This window comes from Tessaracoccus zhenghani, from assembly GCF_055326325.1.
In genome coordinates this window covers 473,616-492,134 of the sequence record NZ_JBUZNQ010000001.1, presented here as the reverse complement: position 1 = coordinate 492,134, position 18,519 = coordinate 473,616, and the positions used below count along the sequence as shown (strand labels likewise).

Below are 18,519 nucleotides of genomic sequence, written 5' to 3'. Positions count from 1 at the left end.
GCATGTCGACCGAACCGCAGATGAATATTGACATCGAGGTCCCTGAGGGGCTCAATCCCGCACTGACGGCGCTGGGCTGGATGGTCGGTCGCTGGGAAGGCACCGGCCACGGCACGGACCACGAGGGCAACGGCTTCCAGTTCGAGCAGCGCATGGAGTTCCAACACAACGGGGATGACTACCTCTACTACATCTCGCAGACCTTCCTGCTCGATGAGGATCCCGCCGGGCAACAGGAGGCCACGGAGGGGATCGGCCGGGCCACCAAGGTGCTCGGCATGGAGACCGGGTTCTGGCGCCCGAAGCCCGACGCCTCCGTCGAGGTGGAACTGGCCAACTCCGAGGGCTGGACCGAGATCTTGATCGGCAAGATCCAGGTGACCCGCATCGACATGACCACCGACGCGGTGGTGCGCGGCGAGTCCGCCGCGGTCGAGCACATGTCCGGGCAGCGCCTGTACGGCAAGGTCGAGGGAGACCTCATGTACGCGCTCGACCGCTCCACCACCGCCCACGACCTGCGCCCGCACATGTGGGCCCGCCTGAAGAGGGTCTGATGGCCGCCGTCGCCATGGATGAGGGCCTCGACGCGGGGCTGATCTGGCACTTCGGGAACCCCGTCGCAGAGGCCCGCTCGCTCGCCTCGGGCGAGGGTGTCGTGGACCTGCGCAACCGCGAGGTCGTCGAAATCTCCGGCGCGGACCGCCTCACCTGGCTGCATTCCATCACCACGCAGCACCTGTCCGGCCTGGGGGCGGGGCAGTCAACCACGGCGCTGATCCTGTCTCCCACGGGGCACATCGAGCACGTGCTCTACGGCACCGACGACGGCACCAGCTTCCTCGCCTGGACCGAACCGGGCAGGGCCGAAGCGCTGGTGAAGTTCCTCGACTCCATGCGGTTCGTGATGCGCGTGGAGGTCACCCGGCGCACGGACCTGCGCCTCGCCTGGGTCGGGCACAGGGTGCCCCTGGATCCCCGGTGGCGCGTCCGCGACTCCGACGTCGGCGGGTTGGACGTCTTCCTCCCGCTGGACGCAGAGGTGGAGCCCACCGTCGGCACCTGGGCGTTCGACGCCCTGCGCGTGGCCGCCGGTGTGCCGCGCCTCTTCGTCGACACGGACCACAAGACCATCCCGAACGAGATCGGACTGGTGGGCACGCACCTCAACAAGGGCTGCTACCGCGGGCAGGAGACGGTCGCCCGCGTGCACACGTTGGGCCGGCCTCCTCGTCGGTTGGTGCAGCTGCACCTGGACGGTTCGCTGTCGCAGCTGCCGGAACAGGGCTCCCCGGTTGAGTACGGCGGCCGCACCGTCGGCTTCGTGGGCTCGTCGGCCCGCCACCACGAGCTGGGCCCCATCGCCCTGGCCCTGGTGAAGCGCAACGTGCCTGTCGACGCGGAACTGCTGGCCGACGGAATCGCCGCGGCCCAGGAGGTGCTGGTGGACCCGGAGGTCGGCCTGCACGTCCGGCCCGTGCTCGGCTGACGCCGCCGCCAACGACACACCCCCACGCTCAGCATCAGCCGGGCGTGGGGGTGTCGCGTTCAGGTCAGTTCAGCGCGGCCAGCGCGGCCTGGTAGTCCGGCTCCTGGCCGATCTCCGGCACCTGCTCGGTGTAGACGACCTTGCCGTCCTCGTCGATCACGATGACGGAGCGCGAGAGGAGGCCCTTGAGCGCGCCGGTCTCCAGCGTGACGCCGTAGTTCTCGCCGAAGTCGGTGCGGAAATCGGAGGCGACCACGACGTTGTCGATGCCCTCAGACTCGCAGAACCGGGCGTGCGCGAACGGTAGGTCGCGCGAGACGTTCAGGACGGTGGCGCCCTCGAGGCCGGCTGCGCTCTCGTTGAAGGTGCGAAGCGAGGTGGCGCACACTCCGGTGTCGAGCGACGGGAAGATGCTGATGAGCAGCTTCCTGCCGGCGAAGTCGGACAGCCGGACCTCGGCGAGGTCGGTGCCGGTGACCACGAAATCCGGGGCGGTGGAGCCGACTGCGGGCAGTTCGCCTACGGTACGGACGGGGTTTCCTTTGTGGGTGATATCAGCCATGCCCCGATCCTTGCCCATGCAACCAAACGGCGACCGGTGCGTCTCGTCCCCTGTCGGCGAACAGGGGTGGTCGCGCGTGTGTTCGCCCTCTGTTCACCCGGAAGTGGTTGGATCCTGCTATGAGTCAATCGAGCCTGCGCGAATACATCGACCAACTCCTCGCGGATGGTTTCGCCGTCACTGATGTGCACGGCGAGGACCCATACCTCATCGACCCGCTCGGACAGGCCGTCGAGACCTGGCGCGACCGCTACCCGTACGACGTCCTCCTGGGGCGCAACGAGTACGAGATCGAGAAGCGGCAGCTGCAGATCGAACTGTTGAAGTTCCAGTATTCGGCGCAGGACCGCGGCACCAAGCACGTCGTCCTGTTCGAAGGCCGCGACGCGGCGGGCAAGGGTGGCGCCATCAAGCGATTCACCGAGCACCTCAATCCCCGCTACGCCCGCACCGTGGCACTGGGCGTGCCCACGGAACGGGAGAGGGGCCAGTGGTACTTCCAGCGCTACATCCAGCATCTCCCGACGGCGGGCGAGATCGTGATGTTCGACCGCTCCTGGTACAACCGGGCAGGCGTGGAGCGCGTGATGGGGTTCTGTTCGGACCAGGAATACGACACCTTCGTGCGGCAGGCGCCGTTGTTCGAGGAGATGCTCATCGAGGCCGGCACCACGGTGACGAAACTGTGGTTCTCCGTCACGCAGCGCGAGCAGCGCACGCGCTTCGCCATCCGTCAGATCGATCCCGTGCGGCAGTGGAAGTTGTCGCCGATGGACCTGGAGTCGCTGGGCCGGTGGGACGACTACACGGCCGCGAAGAACGCGATGCTGAAGCACACCGACACGGCGATCGCCCCCTGGTACCGCATCAAGTCCAACGACAAGAAGCGCGCCCGGCTCAACGCCATGCGCCTGTTCCTCGGCCTGCACGACTACGACGGCAAGGACCCCTCGGTCATCAAGCCGGTCGACCCGCTGATCGTGACCATGGGCCGCAAGAACCGGATGGCCGAGGAGCCAGAGGAGCACGAGGACTGAGCCTCGGGCTAGCAGCCCGTGACCGCCCGGATGGCGTCGGCGAGCGGCCGGAGGTCGTTGTTGATCACCCGCTGGGAGTTCGCGGACTCCGAGATGGACTCCCGCTCCGCGATCTCCGCGTTGCTCAGCCCGTCGAGCAGGCCCAGCAGGGACCCGACGGTGGCCCCCCGGAGCCGGGCGAGGTGCGCGTCGATGAGCCCCACCGTCGAGGGCAGGACCGACGGGGGCTCAAGGCCCACGATGGCCGTCCGGGTTCCCCGGTAGCCGGCGTCAGAAGCCTGGGCGCGCACGGCGTCGACCGCCTCCCGGGCGCGCCACCAGGCGGTGCCGTCCTGAATGCCCCGCTCTTCGTCGATCACCTTCACCTCGCCCACGCCGAGGCCCACGCGCAGGTCCACCTCCGGCGCCAGGGTCAGGCGCAGGAAGTAGGCCGCCCGTAGCGCCTCCTCCAATGAGGCGTAGATGCCCTGCAGTTCGTCGCCGACGGTGAACCGCAGGGCGTCCAGCGCCGACACCCGCCTGTTGGTGTCGTCGACGGCGGACAGCAGGGCACGGTGACGTTGCGCGCGGGATTCACCGCGGGAGCCGACGACGTCGAAGAGGACGCCGACCACGTTAGACCAAGCCTTCATTTGTGCCATATGAAGATATTAGCTTAAGAACGGCGAGGTGAAGGTCCCGTGCAGCGATCAGATCAGCGCAGCACGCCCGGCTCAACCACCTCGGTGACAGCGGCGTAGGCCCTGCGCATCGGGCAAGTGCCCCATCTTCCGGCCCCCGGGTGTCGGTGTCGCCGTGTAGCGTCTGACGCGTGCTGGATCTGCTGATGAAGGATGCCGTCCTGGTGGCGGGCGGAGCGTTCGCGCTGCTCGGCAACGGGGTGATCCGTTGGCTTCTGCGCCGCATCGACCAGGTTGCCCGCAGGGTGGAAGACGATCTGGAACAGACCCGGAGGAATCTGGGCCTGGTGGCGGCCCAGCAGGAACTGCCCGGCGGGCGGTGGGTGGGCATCCTCGAGCGCATCGCCATCTACTGCTGCCTCGTGGCGGGGTTCCCGGAGGGCATCGCCATCGTGCTCGCGGTCAAGGGGCTCGGGCGTTACGCGGACCTCAAGACCACCTCTGCGTCCGGCACTTCCCGTAAGGGTGAGTTGTTCATCATCGGCACCTTCGCCAGCGTGCTGTGGGCCGCGCTGTGGGCGGGCATCGCCTACGGGGTGGTGCGGTTGTGGTGACGGACCCGCTCCCGGAGGAGGTGGCGGCGGAGCTGCTGGCCCGCTGGCGCGAACCCCACCGTCGCTACCACGGCGTCTCGCACCTCGCCGACGGGCTGGAGGCCCTTGAGCTGCTGGGGGCCGGTGACCTCGAGCGTCTGGCCTACTGGTGCCACGACGCGGTGCACACCAACACCTCCCCTCAGGACGAACTGGCCTCGGCAGAGGTGGCCCGCGCTCTCCTCGCACCGCACCTGACTCCCATGGAGGTGGATGAGGTGTGCCGGCTGGTGTTGATCACGATTTCCCACGCGCCCACAGCCGGGGACCAGCGGGCCGCCCGCGTCGCGGATGCGGATCTGCACGGTCTGGGGCTCACCTGGGAGCGGTACCTGGCCAACGTGCAGGCGATCAGGGCGGAGCTCCCGGGGCTGCCTCCGGCGCAGTGGCGGGCCCGCCGTCGGGCCTTCGCCCAGCGCATGCTGGAGCGGCCCCGTATTTTCGCCACGGAGCTTGGCCTGGAGCGGTGGGAGGGCTCCGCGCGGGCCAATCTTGAGCGTGAACTGGCCGGAGAATCCTTGTAAATGACCCTCCCGCCGTCGTACCGTAGATGCACACGGTTTTCCACCGTCGGCGGAGTGTTTGCCTAGCGGCAACGTGGCCGCAACATGGACGCCGGGCGTGCAGATCCCCCCAAGGCACGCCCGGCGTTCTACGTGTCCGGGCTAGTTCTTCTTCTGGCGGTTGCGCTCGCGCTGACGCTCGTTGCCGTTGAGGACCACCTTGCGGATGCGCACGACGGCCGGGGTGACCTCGAGGCACTCGTCGGCCGCGCAGAACTCCAGTTGCTGTTCCATCGACATCTGCTTGGCGGGGATCAGCCGCTCGAGCTCGTCACCGGTGGAGGAGCGCACGTTGGTGAGCTTCTTCTCCTTGGTGGGGTTGACGTCCATGTCCTCGGGACGCGGGTTCTCGCCCACGATCATGCCCTCGTACACCTCCGCGCCGGGGGAGACGAACAGCGTGCCGCGCTCCTGCAGGTTGAACAGCGCGTACGACGTGACCGAGCCGGTGCGGTCCGCAACCAGCGAGCCTGTGGGGCGGGTGCGGAAGTCGCCGGCCCAGGGCTCGTAGCCCTCGGCGACGTGGTTCATGATGCCGGTACCGCGCGTCTCGGTGAGGAACTCGGTACGGAAGCCGATCAGGCCGCGTGCCGGGACGATGAACTCGAGGCGGACCCAGCCGGTGCCGTGGTTGACCAGCTGTTCCATGCGGCCGCGGCGCAGCCCCATGAGCTGGGACACAGTGCCGACGAACTCTTCGGGGATGTCGACGGTGAGGCGCTCGATCGGCTCGTGGACCTTGCCGTTGATGACCTGGGTGACCACCTGGGGCTTGCCCACGGTGAGCTCGAAGTTCTCGCGGCGCATCATCTCGACGAGGATGGCGAGCTGCAGTTCGCCTCGGCCCTGGACCTCCCAGGTGTCGGGACGCTCGGTGGGCGAGACGCGGATGGAGACGTTGCCGATGAGTTCCTGGTCCAGGCGGGCCTTGAGGAGGCGGGCCGTCAGGTTCTTGCCGGACTTGCCGGCGAGCGGCGACGTGTTGATGCCGATGGTCATGGAGATCGACGGCTGGTCGACCGCGATGAGCGGCAGCGGCTTGGGGTTCTCCGGATCCGAAAGGGTCTCGCCGATCATGATGTCCGGGATGCCGGCGATGGCGACGATGTCGCCCGGGCCGGCGCTCTCCGCGGGCACCCGGTCGAGGGCCTCGGTGCGCAGCAGTTCGGTGAGCTTGACGTTCTGGATGGTGCCGTCGGTCTTGCACCAGGCCACCTGCTGGCCGCGCTTCAGTTCACCGGCGACGACGCGCAGCAGCGCGAGGCGACCCAGGTACGGAGAGGCGTCGAGGTTGGTGACGTGCGCCTGCAGCGTGGCGCCCTCTTCGTATTCGGGGGCGGGGATGGTGTCGAACAGGGTGTCGAACAGCGGTTCCAGGTTGGGGCTGTCGGGCATGGTGCCGTCCGCCGGCTGGGTCGTCGACGCGCGGCCCGCCTTGGCGGAGGCGAAGACGATGGGGAAGTCGAGGCCATCGGCCGCGTCGTCGTCGAGCAGGTCGATGAACAGGTCGTAGGTCTCTTCGACGACGGCGGAGATGCGGGCGTCCGCGCGGTCCACCTTGTTGACCACCACAATGATCGGAAGCTTCTTCGCGAGCGCCTTGCGCAGGACGAAGCGGGTCTGGGGGAGCGGACCCTCAGAGGCGTCCACGAGAAGGATCACACCGTCGACCATCTCGAGGCCGCGCTCGACCTCACCGCCGAAGTCGGCGTGGCCGGGCGTGTCGATGATGTTGATGATGGTGTCCTCGCCGTTGGGACGGCGGTGGTGCACGGCGGTGTTCTTCGCGAGGATGGTGATGCCCTTCTCGCGCTCGAGGTCCATCGAGTCCATCACCCGGTTGTTGACGTCCGAGCCTTCCCGGAAAGCACCCGACTGCCACAGCATGGCATCGACGAGGGTGGTCTTTCCGTGGTCGACGTGGGCGATGATCGCCACGTTACGCAGATCGGAACGTTGGGGCATGGGGGTCTCCCAGAGATAGAAGGCGGAGGGCCGCGGGAAAGTGTACGGCCCGCAAGCGGCCACGGAGAAAAAGGCCCACACTGGTGGCATGCCGCGACGCTTCGACTTCCAGGTTACCTTCGACTGCGCTGACCCCCTGGCGCTCGGCCAATTCTGGTGCGAGGTGCTGGGCTACGTGCGTGAGGCGCCGCCGGAATTCGACACCTGGGAGGAACAGCTCGTCGCCTGGGGTGTGCCCCGGGACCAGTGGAACTCGATCAACGCGATCATCGACCCGGACGGCGTGCGCCCGAGGGTCTTCTTCCAACGGGTGCCGGAGGGCAAGGTGGTCAAGAACCGGCTCCATCTCGACGTGCGGGTGGCGCCCGGGCAGGTGGGGGCCGACCGGATGGAGGTGCTGGAAGCGGAGTGCGGGCGGCTCGTCGGCCTCGGCGCCAGACGGGTGCGGCGGGAGGAACCTGCGCCCGACAACGGGGAGGCGGGCTGGATCGTGATGCAGGACCCCGAGGGCAACGAGTTCTGCCTCGACTGACGCAACTGACGTGTCGGCCCGCATACGCGACGTAGCTCCATGGTGTCGCCGGTCGGCGGGGAGCAGGCTGGAGGTACCAGTGAGGTGCATGAGCAAACGTCTGAGCATCGGTGCTGGACGCCGGGGCGTCGCCGGGGACCGACGCGGAGTGCCTTCGGGGTGCTGTGACGCGGGCTGTGTAGGCTGTCGCCATGAGCGAGACGCACCCCAATCTCATGGCATCCGACGTCGTGGTCCACCTGCCCGAGGACCCCGCTCTCGAAGCGATCGTGGAGCGGGGCAGCGGGGGGTTCCTCGACGTCGTGGCGTCGCATCCTGAGAGCTCGCTCTGCTGGGCACTGCTCGCCGAGACCTGCCTGGCTGAAGGCGACCTGGGCAACGACATCGCCGCCTACGCCTACGCCCGCACCGGCTACCACCGCGGGCTGGACCTGCTGCGTCGCAACGGCTGGAAGGGCAGCGGTCAGATCCCCTGGGCGCACGAGCCCAACCGGGGCTTCCTCCGGGCGTTGTACGCGCTGAGCGTTGCCGCGGGACGGATCGGTGAAGCCCAGGAACAGGACCGTTGCGCGCAGTTCCTGCGCGATTCGTCCGAAGAGGCGTACCAGGCGCTTGCCGCCGAGCCTGCCTGAAGGCTCAGCCGGCGAAGTCGGACTCGATGAGACGCACCAGCGCGTCGACGGCCTCCTGCGCCTGAGCGCCGGTGGCCTCGATGAAGAGGGAGTCGCCCATCCGGGCGTCCAGCGTGGCGAGCCCGATGCTGCTCGTGGCGGGAACCGGGCCGATGACGCCCTTGCTGACCAGGACCTGGGCGTCGAACTGACGGGCCTTTGCGACGAACATCGCAGCCGGCCGGGCGTGGAGCCCTGCCTCGTTCACCAACCGCGCCTCACCGCGCGCTTGCGCCGAGCGGTTCGATTCGGGGGCCGCGCGCACCTGTTCCGGGGTGCCGAGATGGGCCTGCTTCGGGCCCATCGCCGCCACGCACTCAGCCTCGACCTCGTCGATGCCGGCGCCACTGGCGACCTTGATCACCCCGGCCATGATGCCCTCGACGAAAGGGGCGGCCAGCACGCGGATGTCGTGGCCCCCGGAGCCGTAGAGTTCGATGCCCAACTCCGCGCTCATCACGGCGGAGCCGATGTCGACGAAGATCACCACGCCGTCGCCCTGGTCCACCTCTGAGATCGCAGAAGTCACCGCCGTCGCGTCCGTGCCGATGCCGCCGTCGATGGTGCCGGCCGCCAGGGCAATGGGCGGCGGCTCGTCGTGGACCATCTGCAGCGCGAGGTCGACGGCCGCCTCAGCGAGCCGCCGCGAGTGGGAGACGACGACGATGCCGACAGCCATCAGGCCTGCACCACGTGCGACAACGCATCCCAGAGGTAGGTGGCCGAGGCTGCTCCCGGGTCCATGTGGCCGGCCGAGCGTTCACCGAGGTAGCTGGCCCTGCCCTTGCGGGCGACCAGCGGGACGGTCGCGTCACGACCGGCGGCCGAGGCCTCCTGTGCCGATTCGATGGCGTCCTTCAGGGTGGCGCCCTCGTCCAGCGCGGCGTCGAGGGCGTCGATGGCCGGCAGCAGCGCGTCGACCATCGTCTTGTCCTCGAGCTCCGTCTTCCCGCGGGCGATCAGGCCGTCGATGCCGGAGCGCAGGGCCTTCGCGAAGTCTGCCGCGCGTAGCGTGACGACCTGGCCCGTGGCCATGCCCATCTTCATGAACAGCGTGCCGTAGAGCGGGCCGGCGGTGCCGCCGACCGTGCTGACCAGCGTCATCCCCGCCTTCTTCAACAGCGCATCGATGCTGTTGGCCTCGTCCAGCGTGGTCACGACGGCCGCAGTGCCGCGGGCCATGTTGGCACCATGGTCTGCGTCGCCGATGGCCGAATCCAGATCGGTCAGGTAGATCTTGTTCTCGTCGACGATCTGCGCGAACCGGCGCAGCCACTCCGCGAGGTCGTCGAGGGTCAGTTCGTTCTCGCTCACAGGCCCCACCGTAGCCCGGCGGTCCGCACTGGCGCGTCCCACAGGCCGATGATGTCGTCATCTGCACGCAGCAGAGTGAGCGAACAGCCGGCCATGTCCAGGCTGGTGATGTAGTTGCCCACCAGGTTGCGCTCGACGCGGACGCCGGCCTCGCCCAGCAGGTCGATGACTTCGCCGTACATCAGGTACAGCTCGATGAGCGGGGTGCCGCCCATGCCGTTGAGCATGGCGATGACCGGGGCGCCGGTGAAGTCGAGGTCGTGCAGGATGGGCTCCACCAGTTGCCTGGCCACGGACTTCGCGTCGCCGATGGGCTCGCGGTGCCGCCCCGGCTCGCCGTGGATGCCGATGCCGATCTCCATCTGGTCTTCCGGGAGGTCGAACGTGGGGCGGCCCGCGGCGGGGACGGTGCAGGACGTGAGCGCCATCCCCATCGAACGGCCGTTGTCGGCGACCTTCTGCGCCAGTTCCTTCACTGCTGCGAGGTCGCGGCCCTCCTCGGCGGCGGCGCCGACGATCTTCTCCAGCAGCACCGTCGTGCCGACACCGCGGCGACCGGCCGTGTAGAGGGAGTCCTGCACCGCCACGTCGTCGGCCACGATGACCGTCTCGACGGTGATCCCGGCGTCGGCGGCGAGCTCGGCCGCCATCTCGAAGTTCATGATGTCGCCGGTGTAGTTCTTGACGATGTGCAGCACGCCCGCCCCGCCGTCGACGGTGGTGGTGGCCTCGAGCATCTGGTCCGGGGTGGGGGAGGTGAAGATCTCACCGGCGCACGCTGCGTCGAGCATGCCGAACCCGACGAAGCCGCCGTGCATCGGCTCATGGCCGGAACCGCCGCCGGAGATGAGGGCGACCTTGCCCTGGTCCTTCTGCTGGGCGCGGTAGACGATGCGGTTGTCGTGATCCACGCGGACTTCCGGATCTGAGGCCTCGACGCCCTTCAGAGCATTCCGGACGACGTCGTCAGGGGAATTGATCAATTTCTTCATCACGCTACTCCTGCGTCTTTGCACGGCGCGCGTGCGCGCGTCAGGTTCTATTCTTCCATCCGTGCGCAATCGGTGGGGGCTCTGTGCCCAACCTTTCGCCGCCCTTTGAGGAGCGCCGCGTGGGGTCCACCCTGGAGGGGTAGACTGCGGTGGCACGGCCCCAAGCGACGCGCGGGGCCATCTCTATGTACGAATGGGAGTAGCCAGATGCCGAGTGTGGTGGTTGTCGGAGCGCAATGGGGCGACGAGGGCAAGGGCAAGGCGACGGACCAGCTGGGCGACAGGGTGGATCTCTGTGTGCGCTACTCCGGCGGCAACAACGCCGGACACACGCTGGTGGTGGGCGGCGAGAAGTTCGTCCTGCACCTGCTGCCGTCCGGCATCCTGAACCCCGGAACCACGACGGTGATCGGCAACGGCGTCGTCGTCGACCTCGACGTCCTGGCCGGTGAACTGCGCGTGCTGAAGGACCGCGGCGTCGACGTGCCGCACCCCTACGTGTCGGCCAACGCGCACATCATCACCGAGTACCACAAGGTGATCGACAAGGTGACCGAGCGCTTCCTCGGCAAGCGCCGCATCGGCACCACCGGCCGCGGCGTCGGCCCCTGCTACTCCGACAAGGTCAACCGCCTCGGCATCCGCATCCAGGACATCCTGGACGAGTCCATCCTGCGGCAGAAGATCGAAGCCTCGCTCGACCAGAAGAACCAGCTGCTGGTCAAGGTGTACAACCGCCGCCCGATCATGCCGGAGGAGATCGTGGAGTCGCTGCTCGCGCACGCCGACACCATCCGGCCCTACATCATCGACTCCGGCCGATTCGTCAACGATGCGCTCGACGAGGGCAAGGTCGTGCTGTTCGAGGGCGCCCAGGCGCACCACCTCGACGTCGACCAGGGCACCTACCCGTACGTGACCTCGTCGAACCCCACGGCGGCCGGTGCCACCACGGGCGGCGGCGTCGGCCCCACGCGGATCGACCGAACCGTCGGCATCGCGAAGGCCTACACCACCCGTGTCGGCGAGGGCCCGTTCCCCACCGAACTGTTCGACGAGGACGGGGAGAAGCTGCGCGAGATCGGCGGCGAGTTCGGCGCCACCACCGGACGCCCCCGTCGCTGCGGCTGGTTCGACGCACTGCTGGTGGAGCAGGCCTGCAAGATCAACGGCTTCACCGACGTGTTCCTCACCAAGCTCGACATCCTCAGCGGCTGGGACAAGATCCCCGTGTGTGTCGCCTACGAGGTCGACGGCCTGCGCCACGACGTCATGCCGATGACGCAGTCCGAGTTCCACCACGCCAAGCCCGTCTACGAATACCTCGACGGCTGGCACGAGGACATCTCGGGCGTCCGCACGTTCGACGAGCTGCCGGTCAAGGCACAGGAGTACGTCAAGCGCCTCGAACACCTCATCGGCGTGCGCATCAGCGGCATCGGGGTGGGGCCGGGCCGCGAGCAGTCGGTCGCCATCCACAACCTGATCTGACGTGCGGGTTCGTCCCCTGGTCATTGCGCTCATCGCGCTGATCACCGTGTTCATGATCGGCACGGTGATCATCGCCGTGACCCAGGAGAGCATCGGCTGGGACTGGTGGTGGGCCGTGCCCCTCGGCGGCGCGTTCATCGCGGTGATCGTCGGGTTCCGCCTGGTGATCCAGCGCTCCCAGGAAGCGGCCGACCGTGCGGACGCCGAGTACGACGCCCAGCACCCTGGAGACGCCCCCTAGCAGCCGGGCCGTCGCCCGGAATTGTCCGAGTGTCCTAATAGCGTCGTTCCCAACCGGATGAGGGGGAGCGACCATGCATCAGCGGATCAGCGCCGAGCGGGGCACGTGGACGGCTATCGAGGCTGGGCTCTACGCCACCCACCTGCTGGCGCAGGGGGCTCGACGGTGGGCCCGGGCCGAACTGGAACGGGTGACCGAGGCGGGGGCCGAGGCCAAGAGGCGGGTGATCGAACGCCACCTGCCCTTGGCGCTGCGGGTGGCTGGCGCGTCGGGGAACGGCCGGCTGCCGTCGGAGGACCGGGCCCAGGAAGCCGCCGCAGCGCTGGTCCGCGCCGTCGAGAAGTTCGACCACACACTGGGCGTCACGTTCGCCTCGTATGCCCTCTGGTGGCTGGCGCAGACGGTGAGGCGCGCCGAAGCCGACCAGGGGGGCCTCATCCGCATCCCGGTCCACACGGATGCGGTGTACCGACGCGCGGCGGGCCTCTTCGCCGCCCAGGGCAGCGGCTCTTGGCGCCGGTTCACCGAGGACAACCGGGAGTTCCTGGAATCGGAGGGGATCAACCCGGAGATGATCAGGCGGCTGGCGGAGCTACGCACCCCCGTCGGCCTGGAATTCTGCGAGGACGGGCTGGGCGCAGACTGGCTCGGCGGGGTGCTCGTGGACGAGACGGCCGGGGTCGGCGAGGCGCTCGAGGGGGAGTGGCTGCGCCGCGTGCTCCTGGACCCGCTCGTCTTCAGCGATGCGCGCGCCGTGGACGTGCTGGGCCGCCGGTTCGGGTTCTGCGGGGAGCCGCAGACCCTGGAGGAGATCGGCCGGGCCTACGGCGTGGGCCGCGAGCGGATCCGGCAGATCGAGAAGGTCGCGATCGGCGAGCTGCGGGCCTGCGTGAGCCTGCGGGACGGGTGCGTCCAGGTCGCCTGGCCGGTGGTGGAGCCCACCCGTGGCACCTCTCGGGGTGGTGATCGTGACCCGTCGGATGCGTAGGGTCGGACCATCAACCATCCGAGGAGGGGCCGTGCAGCCGAGAATGAAATGGATCGTGATCGCCCTGGCGGTCGGGGCCGCCCTGTTCGGCCTCGGGTTCATCATCGCCGCCACCAGTGAGGGCGGCTTCCCGTGGAACTGGTGGTGGGTCATCCCCGTGGGAGCCACAGCTCTTGTGGCCTGGTTCGGCATGCGGATCGGCACCCAGAAGCACATCGAAGAAGACGTCGAGCACGAGCCCATCGCCGACGACGAGCATCCGCCTGCGCTCTGATTTCGCGGTAGCCCACTAGGCTGTCGCGGGTGAAGATCCTCCTGCTGGGCTCGGGCGGCCGCGAACATGCGCTCGGCCGCGCCCTCGTCGCTGATCCCTCCGTCACTGAGTTGCACGCCGTGCCCGGCAACCCGGGGCTCGCCGCCATCGCCACGCTCCACTCCGCGGATCCCGCGGACCCCGAAGCGGTGCTGGACCTCGCGCGACGGCTCGCCATCGACCTCGTCGTGATCGGCCCCGAGGCGCCGCTGGTGGCCGGAGTCGCGGATGCGTTGCGCGCCGAAGGCATCGACGCGTTCGGCCCCGGGAGCGAGGCGGCGGTCCTCGAAGGTTCCAAGGCGTTCGCGAAGGAGGTCATGCGCGCGGCAGGCGTGCCGACGGCCGATGCGCGCGTCTGCACCACGCGCGACGAGTACGAAGCGGCGTTGGATGAGTTCGGTGCCCCCCACGTCGTGAAGAACGACGGCCTCGCGGCCGGGAAGGGCGTCGTCGTCACCAACGACCGCGACGAGGCCCTCGCGCACGCGGAGAGCTGCGGGCGCGTCGTGATCGAAGACTTCCTCGACGGCCCCGAAGCCTCGCTGTTCGCCATCTGCGACGGCGAACGTGCGCTGCCCCTGCTGCCCGCCCAGGACTACAAGCGGGTGGGCGACAACGACGCCGGCCCCAACACCGGCGGCATGGGCGCGTACTGCCCGCTGCCGTGGGCCGAGTCCGGCCTCACCCGGCAGGTGATGGACGAGGTCATCAACCCCACCCTCGCCGAGATGCGTCGACGCGGTACGCCCTTCGTCGGGCTGCTCTACGCGGGCCTGGCCCTCACGTCGAAGGGGCTGCGCATCGTCGAATTCAACGTCCGCTTCGGTGACCCGGAGACCCAGGCGGTCCTGGCCCTGCTGAAGACCCCGCTGGCCGGGGTGCTCCGGGCCGCGGCCCGCGGTGAGCTCGACACCGTGGGAGAGCTCGAGTGGCGCGAGGGTGCCGCGTTGGTCGTCGTGCAGGCCGCGGCCGGGTATCCGGGCGTCCCGGCTCCCGGCGGTGCGATCAACCTGCCAGACGACGAGACGGATGCCTACGTACTGCACGCCGGAACCCGCCTCGACGGAGACCAGTTGGTCGCGGCAGGCGGGCGCGTGCTGGGCGTCGTGGGCAGGGGCATCGACGTGGATGAGGCCCGCGCCAACGCCTACGGACTGCTGGGCCGCATCGACTACGCCGACGGGTTCAACCGCACAGACATCGGCATCCCGCACTGATCACTTCCGGCGCTGATCGCCTCCCGCGCTGATCGGCCGCGTTCGCCTCCGCTAACATGAGGCGATTTTGTAAGCGACCAAGGGGGACGTCAGTGACGACGCGTCGACACCTACTGCTCGGCATGCTCGGCGGCACCGCCGCACTGGCGGGCTGCGCGGCGGATCAACAGCCCACGGTGGAGTCGCCGACGCCCAGCCCGTCGCCGTCGAAGAAGGCGTCGCCGAAGCCGTCGCCCTCGCCCAGCCCGTCGCCTGCCCCGGTGACACGCGCGCCCCTCACCTGGCTGCCGGTGGAGGACGCCGCGACGCTGCTCGGCCCCGCCGTCGCGCTGAAGGTGCCCAACCTCAAGCAGGAGAACCCCCAGACCGCCGGCTTCGCCGACGCGGACATGTGGTTCTGCCAGCCCAACGGCGATTCCTACACGCGCCTCGTGCCGGTGTTCCACAGCCGGTACCCCGAGGCTGTGGGACCCATCCGCTCCATGCGCCCGGTCGACGTCCCGCTGCTGAGCCCCATGGGCCCGGTGCTGGGCAACACCGGGGCGGCGGAATGGGTGATGAACTACGTCAAGGCCCACGACGAGCACCTCGAGCGGATGACCTACCTCGAGTGGCGCGACAAGGGTGCCTACAGCGTCGACCGGTCGCGGGTCTACAAGGCCAACGGCCAGAGCCAGTTCGACCGGGCGATCATGGCACACCCGGCGGAGATGGCACGGCTCGCCGAACGCATGACGGCGCCGCCGCCGGCCGACTACCTGCCCTTCGTGGCAGACCCGGCGCAGTCGTCGGCGACCGCGGGCAGCGCCGGCCACAGGGTGGAGGTGCCCTACGGCCGCGACTTCGCCATGAGCTACGAGTATGACCCCGGCAGCCGGCAGTACGCCCGCACGCAGCCCTGGGGGCCGCACATCGTCGAGGGTGACATCCAACTGGTCTGCGACAACGTGCTCGTCATCCAGGCCGCCTGGCGGATGGACAAGATCTGGAAGGGCGGCGGCGCGCCCGACCCCGTCGTCGACATCGTTGACGACAGCGGTCCGTTCTTCTACCTCCAGGGCGGCAAGGCCGTCACGGGAACCTGGGCGAAGGGCGCCATCGCGGAGAAGTTCACCTTCACCGTCGCCGGCGGCAAACCCCTGGCGATGGCGCCAGGACGCACCTGGGTGGAGTTGCCCCACACCCGGTCCGAGATCGCGATCAGCTGACCCTGCGCAACTCCTCCGCTTCGACGACGGGGGCCTCAGCCTGCATCATCGGCGGTACGGCCCTGCGCGGGTGGACGAGCCATTCCTCCGGCACGCCCAGACCCTCCGCCAGCGCCAGCGACTGCGGGCGCAACTCACCGCACAACGCATCGACGGTGGACGTGATCGTCTTGCTGCGCCTGGCGTCGAACACCTCGTGCTCCAGGAACCAGGCCCGGTTCGTCTCGATGGTGGCCAGCGCGAACAGGTCACACACCTTGATCAGCAGCGCCTTGACGTAGTCGTCGCCGCACTCTTCGATGCCCTGGATGAAGGCTTCCAGGACCACGCGGTCGACGTGGGCCTTGGCCGCCTCGATCATGTGCGGCTGGCAGGCGTTGATCGCGTCGAACGACTTGGCCCTGCCCGCGGCGCGCATGCGCTGGGCGAGGCCCTCGACCATGTGGCGTTCGCGGTACTCGAACATCTCGACGTGCCAACCGCGGGCCCGCAGCTGCTCCGCCTCCGGCCTACGCTTGGCCGTGGCCACCAGCCTGTCGATGGCCGACCGGGCGGTGGTCCGCTCCAGGAAGCGGCCGCCCAGGAGCTTGGCCGTCTTCTGCGCGGTGCCGGCCAGGTCCATGTCGCCCCAGGTGGACTTGTAGTCCAGGAGTAGCGCCTTGGCCACCAGTTGCAGCAGCACGGTGTTGTCACCCTCGAACGTGGCGAAGATGTCGGCGTCCTGGCGGGCGAGCGTGATGCCGTTGTCCGACATGTAGCCGGCGCCGCCGCTGGCCTCGCGGCACTCCTGCAAGGTGTCGTTGGCCCAGCGGGTCAGCACGGCCTTCATGCCGGCTGCCCGCGTCTCGAGTTCGCGGGCGGCCTGCGGATCCGAGCCGTCGGCCTCCATGATCCGCTGTAGTTGCAGCGACACCTCGTTCTGCGCGAAGCCGTAGGCGTAGGCGCGTGCCACGTCCGGCAGCAGCCTGCGCTGGTGCTGCAGGTAGTCCATCAGCAGGATCTCCTCGCCCAGACCCGGCTGGCGGAACTGGCGGCGGCGGTTGGCGTAGCGCACCGCGATGCTCAGCGCCTTGCGAGTGGCCGACGCGGCGCCGCCCCCCACGCAGATCCGGCCGCGCACCAGGGTGCCCAGCATCGTGAAGAAGCGCGCGTTCTGCGACTCGATCGGCGAGTGGTAGTCGCCGTTCTCGTCGACGCCGCCGTAGCGGTCCAGCAGCATCCGGCGCGGCACGCGCACGTGCTCGAACATGAGGGTGCCGTTGTCGACGCCCAGGAGGCCGCCCTTGTGGCCGTGGTCGCCGATGGTGACGCCGGGCATGGGGTTGCCCTGCTCGTCGCGGATGGGCACGAGCGCCACGTGGACGCCATGGTGCACGTCGTTGACCCACAGCTGGCCGAAGACCGCGGCCATGCGGCCGTCCCGGGCGACGTTGCCGATGTAGGCCTTCGCCGCCGTCGGGCTGGGGGAGTGGACGACCAGTTCTCCGGTCTCGGCGTCCCAGGTGATGGAGGTCTCGATGGACTGCACGTCCGAGCCATGGCCCAGTTCCGTCATGGCGAAGCAACCGGGCAGGGACGCGTCGATCGCGCCCGGCAGGAACGTCTCGTGGTGCCACTGGGTGCCGAGGTTGGTGATGGCCCCGCCGAAGAGGCCGTGCTGGACGCCGGACTTGATGGTGAGGGAGAGGTCTCCCATGGCCATCATCTCGAAGTTCGCCACTGATTCGGCCGAGGAGCCGGTGCCGCCCTGCGCGGCGGGGAAGCCGGCGGTGACGAATTCGCGCTGGGTCAGCCGCTTGAGCCTGTCGAAGGTCCATTCGCGGGCCTCTTCGATGGTGAGGTCGGTGTCGCGGACCACGTCGTCTGCGCTCACCTCGTTACGCCAACGCTGCTTCAGCGCATGGAACGGACCGTCCAGGGCACGTCGCAGGCCTTCGCCGGTGGGGGTGATGGTCATGGGGTGTCACTCCTTTGTGTCTTTTGTGCTTCGAAAGCCGGGGTGAAGAACTGGTTGATGTAGGCCACGACGTCGGCCCTGGGGCGGCGCAGATTGGTGACGATCCACCGGTCTGCCACGGCCCAGATGTAACCGACGGCGCCGTGGGCCCAGATGTTGGCGGGGTCCTCGTCGAGCCCTTCGCGTCGTAGCCAGGCACGCATCGCTTCCGCGACCTGGTCGCCGATCCGGGCGGTGATCGAGCCCACCGGGTCTGACGTGGGCGTGTCGCCCGTGGGCCGCGAGGTGACGAACAGGTACAGGTTGCGGTCGCGTTCCACCACGGCCAGGTAGGCGTCGGCCACCTGCGAGACGAGCTCTGCCGGGTGCATGTGCTCGCCCTTCTCCAGCGGCAACTTCCGCAGGATGAACGTGTGCACCGACGCGACGACGGCCTGGTACAGCCCTGCCTTGTCGCCGAAGTGGCGGTACAACACGGTCTTGGAGGTCTGTGCCATGGCGGCGATCTCATCCATGCCGACGCCCGGGCCGTGCTTGCGGATCGCCTTCACGGCGCCCTCCACCAGCGCCTGCCGACGCTCGGTGTTGTGCTGCTCCCAGCGGGCGGCGCGACCGTCGACGATCTGCTCAACCTTGTTCATGTAACTCACGGTACCTGAAACTCTACGTACCTGCTACCCTCGGTCACAGATAATGTTTCCGCGCT

21 protein-coding genes are annotated in these 18,519 nt (G+C 68.7%); 13 read left to right on the top strand and 8 right to left on the bottom strand.

The window, feature by feature from the left end; genetic code table 11:
- Positions 1 to 2 precede the first annotated feature (2 nt).
- A complete protein-coding gene (locus tag ACZK4S_RS02200) occupies positions 3 to 557 on the top strand; it encodes a heme-binding beta-barrel domain-containing protein (RefSeq protein WP_463643220.1) in 555 nt (184 codons plus the stop codon).
- Positions 554 to 1,489, top strand: coding sequence for a CAF17-like 4Fe-4S cluster assembly/insertion protein YgfZ (ygfZ, locus tag ACZK4S_RS02195; RefSeq protein ID WP_463643414.1), 936 nt, complete (start codon positions 554 to 556; stop codon positions 1,487 to 1,489). The genes ACZK4S_RS02200 and ygfZ overlap by 4 nt, the downstream gene beginning before the upstream one ends.
- 64 nt (positions 1,490 to 1,553) lie before the next feature.
- On the opposite strand, the gene tpx is transcribed toward ygfZ, so the two are convergent.
- Positions 1,554 to 2,051, bottom strand: coding sequence for a thiol peroxidase (tpx, locus tag ACZK4S_RS02190; protein ID WP_076061941.1), 498 nt, complete (start codon positions 2,049 to 2,051; stop codon positions 1,554 to 1,556).
- 119 nt (positions 2,052 to 2,170) lie between these two features.
- Between tpx and ppk2 the strand changes: the two genes are divergently transcribed.
- Complete coding sequence (gene ppk2, locus ACZK4S_RS02185; protein ID WP_076061944.1) at positions 2,171 to 3,088, top strand: polyphosphate kinase 2; 918 nt, start codon at positions 2,171 to 2,173, stop codon at positions 3,086 to 3,088.
- Between the two features lie 8 nt (positions 3,089 to 3,096).
- On the opposite strand, the gene ACZK4S_RS02180 is transcribed toward ppk2, so the two are convergent.
- A complete protein-coding gene (locus ACZK4S_RS02180) occupies positions 3,097 to 3,729 on the bottom strand; it encodes a SatD family protein (RefSeq protein WP_076061947.1) in 633 nt (210 codons plus the stop codon).
- A 170-nt stretch (positions 3,730 to 3,899) separates the two neighbouring features.
- On the opposite strand from ACZK4S_RS02180, the gene ACZK4S_RS02175 reads away from it, so the two are divergent.
- Complete coding sequence (locus tag ACZK4S_RS02175; protein WP_463643219.1) at positions 3,900 to 4,322, top strand: hypothetical protein; 423 nt, start codon at positions 3,900 to 3,902, stop codon at positions 4,320 to 4,322.
- Entirely contained in the window at positions 4,319 to 4,885 is a 567-nt protein-coding gene (locus tag ACZK4S_RS02170) for an HD domain-containing protein (RefSeq protein ID WP_463643218.1), read from the top strand. The genes ACZK4S_RS02175 and ACZK4S_RS02170 overlap by 4 nt, the downstream gene beginning before the upstream one ends.
- A gap of 141 nt (positions 4,886 to 5,026) precedes the next feature.
- Here the strand turns inward: ACZK4S_RS02170 and typA are convergent, their stop codons facing one another.
- Positions 5,027 to 6,889 (bottom strand): translational GTPase TypA, encoded by a 1,863-nt coding sequence (typA, locus tag ACZK4S_RS02165; RefSeq protein WP_076061951.1) that lies wholly within the window; start codon positions 6,887 to 6,889, stop codon positions 5,027 to 5,029.
- Between the two features lie 88 nt (positions 6,890 to 6,977).
- Here typA and ACZK4S_RS02160 point away from each other — a divergent pair, with 88 nt between their 5' ends.
- On the top strand, positions 6,978 to 7,421 hold the full coding sequence (locus tag ACZK4S_RS02160; protein WP_459398139.1) for a VOC family protein: 444 nt from the start codon (positions 6,978 to 6,980) through the stop codon (positions 7,419 to 7,421).
- 191 nt (positions 7,422 to 7,612) lie between these two features.
- A complete protein-coding gene (locus ACZK4S_RS02155) occupies positions 7,613 to 8,053 on the top strand; it encodes a DUF3151 domain-containing protein (RefSeq protein ID WP_463643217.1) in 441 nt (146 codons plus the stop codon).
- A 4-nt stretch (positions 8,054 to 8,057) separates the two neighbouring features.
- Here the strand turns inward: ACZK4S_RS02155 and dhaM are convergent, their stop codons facing one another.
- The 3 genes from dhaM to dhaK are packed head-to-tail and all read right to left on the bottom strand — an operon-like array spanning position 8,058 to position 10,398.
- Positions 8,058 to 8,771 carry a dihydroxyacetone kinase phosphoryl donor subunit DhaM gene (gene dhaM / locus ACZK4S_RS02150; RefSeq protein ID WP_463643216.1) on the bottom strand — a complete coding sequence of 238 codons (714 nt, stop codon included), beginning with the start codon at positions 8,769 to 8,771 and terminating at the stop codon, positions 8,058 to 8,060.
- Entirely contained in the window at positions 8,771 to 9,406 is a 636-nt protein-coding gene (gene dhaL / locus ACZK4S_RS02145; protein WP_369819267.1) for a dihydroxyacetone kinase subunit DhaL, read from the bottom strand. The genes dhaM and dhaL overlap by 1 nt, the downstream gene beginning before the upstream one ends.
- Positions 9,403 to 10,398 (bottom strand): dihydroxyacetone kinase subunit DhaK, encoded by a 996-nt coding sequence (gene dhaK / locus ACZK4S_RS02140; protein WP_076061959.1) that lies wholly within the window; start codon positions 10,396 to 10,398, stop codon positions 9,403 to 9,405. Before dhaK ends, dhaL begins: the two co-directional genes overlap by 4 nt.
- Positions 10,399 to 10,605: 207 nt before the next feature.
- Between dhaK and ACZK4S_RS02135 the strand changes: the two genes are divergently transcribed.
- The 6 genes from ACZK4S_RS02135 (at position 10,606) to ACZK4S_RS02110 (ending at position 15,856) form a co-directional block, all read left to right on the top strand.
- A complete protein-coding gene (locus ACZK4S_RS02135) occupies positions 10,606 to 11,889 on the top strand; it encodes an adenylosuccinate synthase (RefSeq protein ID WP_463643215.1) in 1,284 nt (427 codons plus the stop codon).
- Position 11,890: 1 nt separating this feature from the next.
- Positions 11,891 to 12,130 (top strand): hypothetical protein, encoded by a 240-nt coding sequence (locus ACZK4S_RS02130; RefSeq protein WP_459398134.1) that lies wholly within the window; start codon positions 11,891 to 11,893, stop codon positions 12,128 to 12,130.
- Between the two features lie 73 nt (positions 12,131 to 12,203).
- On the top strand, positions 12,204 to 13,118 hold the full coding sequence (locus ACZK4S_RS02125) for a sigma-70 family RNA polymerase sigma factor (protein WP_463643214.1): 915 nt from the start codon (positions 12,204 to 12,206) through the stop codon (positions 13,116 to 13,118).
- Between the two features lie 43 nt (positions 13,119 to 13,161).
- Positions 13,162 to 13,392: a hypothetical protein gene (locus ACZK4S_RS02120; RefSeq protein WP_076061967.1), complete on the top strand. Its 231-nt coding sequence runs from the start codon at positions 13,162 to 13,164 to the stop codon at positions 13,390 to 13,392.
- Positions 13,393 to 13,421: 29 nt separating this feature from the next.
- A complete protein-coding gene (purD, locus tag ACZK4S_RS02115) occupies positions 13,422 to 14,648 on the top strand; it encodes a phosphoribosylamine--glycine ligase (RefSeq protein ID WP_463643213.1) in 1,227 nt (408 codons plus the stop codon).
- Positions 14,649 to 14,740: 92 nt separating this feature from the next.
- Positions 14,741 to 15,856, top strand: coding sequence for a DUF3048 domain-containing protein (locus ACZK4S_RS02110; RefSeq protein WP_463643212.1), 1,116 nt, complete (start codon positions 14,741 to 14,743; stop codon positions 15,854 to 15,856).
- Here the strand turns inward: ACZK4S_RS02110 and ACZK4S_RS02105 are convergent.
- Positions 15,849 to 17,813: an acyl-CoA dehydrogenase family protein gene (locus ACZK4S_RS02105; RefSeq protein ID WP_463643211.1), complete on the bottom strand. Its 1,965-nt coding sequence runs from the start codon at positions 17,811 to 17,813 to the stop codon at positions 15,849 to 15,851. The genes ACZK4S_RS02110 and ACZK4S_RS02105 overlap by 8 nt on opposite strands.
- On the bottom strand, positions 17,810 to 18,454 hold the full coding sequence (locus ACZK4S_RS02100; protein ID WP_076061975.1) for a TetR/AcrR family transcriptional regulator: 645 nt from the start codon (positions 18,452 to 18,454) through the stop codon (positions 17,810 to 17,812). Before ACZK4S_RS02100 ends, ACZK4S_RS02105 begins: the two co-directional genes overlap by 4 nt.
- Positions 18,455 to 18,519 lie beyond the last annotated feature (65 nt).

Excerpts from the sequence above, each read along its gene's own strand:
- ACZK4S_RS02200 (WP_463643220.1), top strand. The coding sequence starts at position 3 with ATGTCGACCGAACCGCAGATGAATATTGACATCGAGGTCCCTGAGGGG.
- tpx (WP_076061941.1), bottom strand. The coding sequence starts at position 2,051 with ATGGCTGATATCACCCACAAAGGAAACCCCGTCCGTACCGTAGGCGAA.
- ppk2 (WP_076061944.1), top strand. The coding sequence starts at position 2,171 with ATGAGTCAATCGAGCCTGCGCGAATACATCGACCAACTCCTCGCGGAT.
- ACZK4S_RS02180 (WP_076061947.1), bottom strand. The coding sequence starts at position 3,729 with ATGGCACAAATGAAGGCTTGGTCTAACGTGGTCGGCGTCCTCTTCGAC.
- typA (WP_076061951.1), bottom strand. The coding sequence starts at position 6,889 with ATGCCCCAACGTTCCGATCTGCGTAACGTGGCGATCATCGCCCACGTC.
- ACZK4S_RS02160 (WP_459398139.1), top strand. The coding sequence starts at position 6,978 with ATGCCGCGACGCTTCGACTTCCAGGTTACCTTCGACTGCGCTGACCCC.
- ACZK4S_RS02155 (WP_463643217.1), top strand. The coding sequence starts at position 7,613 with ATGAGCGAGACGCACCCCAATCTCATGGCATCCGACGTCGTGGTCCAC.
- dhaM (WP_463643216.1), bottom strand. The coding sequence starts at position 8,771 with ATGGCTGTCGGCATCGTCGTCGTCTCCCACTCGCGGCGGCTCGCTGAG.
- dhaK (WP_076061959.1), bottom strand. The coding sequence starts at position 10,398 with ATGAAGAAATTGATCAATTCCCCTGACGACGTCGTCCGGAATGCTCTG.
- ACZK4S_RS02135 (WP_463643215.1), top strand. The coding sequence starts at position 10,606 with ATGCCGAGTGTGGTGGTTGTCGGAGCGCAATGGGGCGACGAGGGCAAG.
- ACZK4S_RS02125 (WP_463643214.1), top strand. The coding sequence starts at position 12,204 with ATGCATCAGCGGATCAGCGCCGAGCGGGGCACGTGGACGGCTATCGAG.
- ACZK4S_RS02120 (WP_076061967.1), top strand. The coding sequence starts at position 13,162 with ATGAAATGGATCGTGATCGCCCTGGCGGTCGGGGCCGCCCTGTTCGGC.
- ACZK4S_RS02105 (WP_463643211.1), bottom strand. The coding sequence starts at position 17,813 with ATGACCATCACCCCCACCGGCGAAGGCCTGCGACGTGCCCTGGACGGT.
- ACZK4S_RS02100 (WP_076061975.1), bottom strand. The coding sequence starts at position 18,454 with ATGAACAAGGTTGAGCAGATCGTCGACGGTCGCGCCGCCCGCTGGGAG.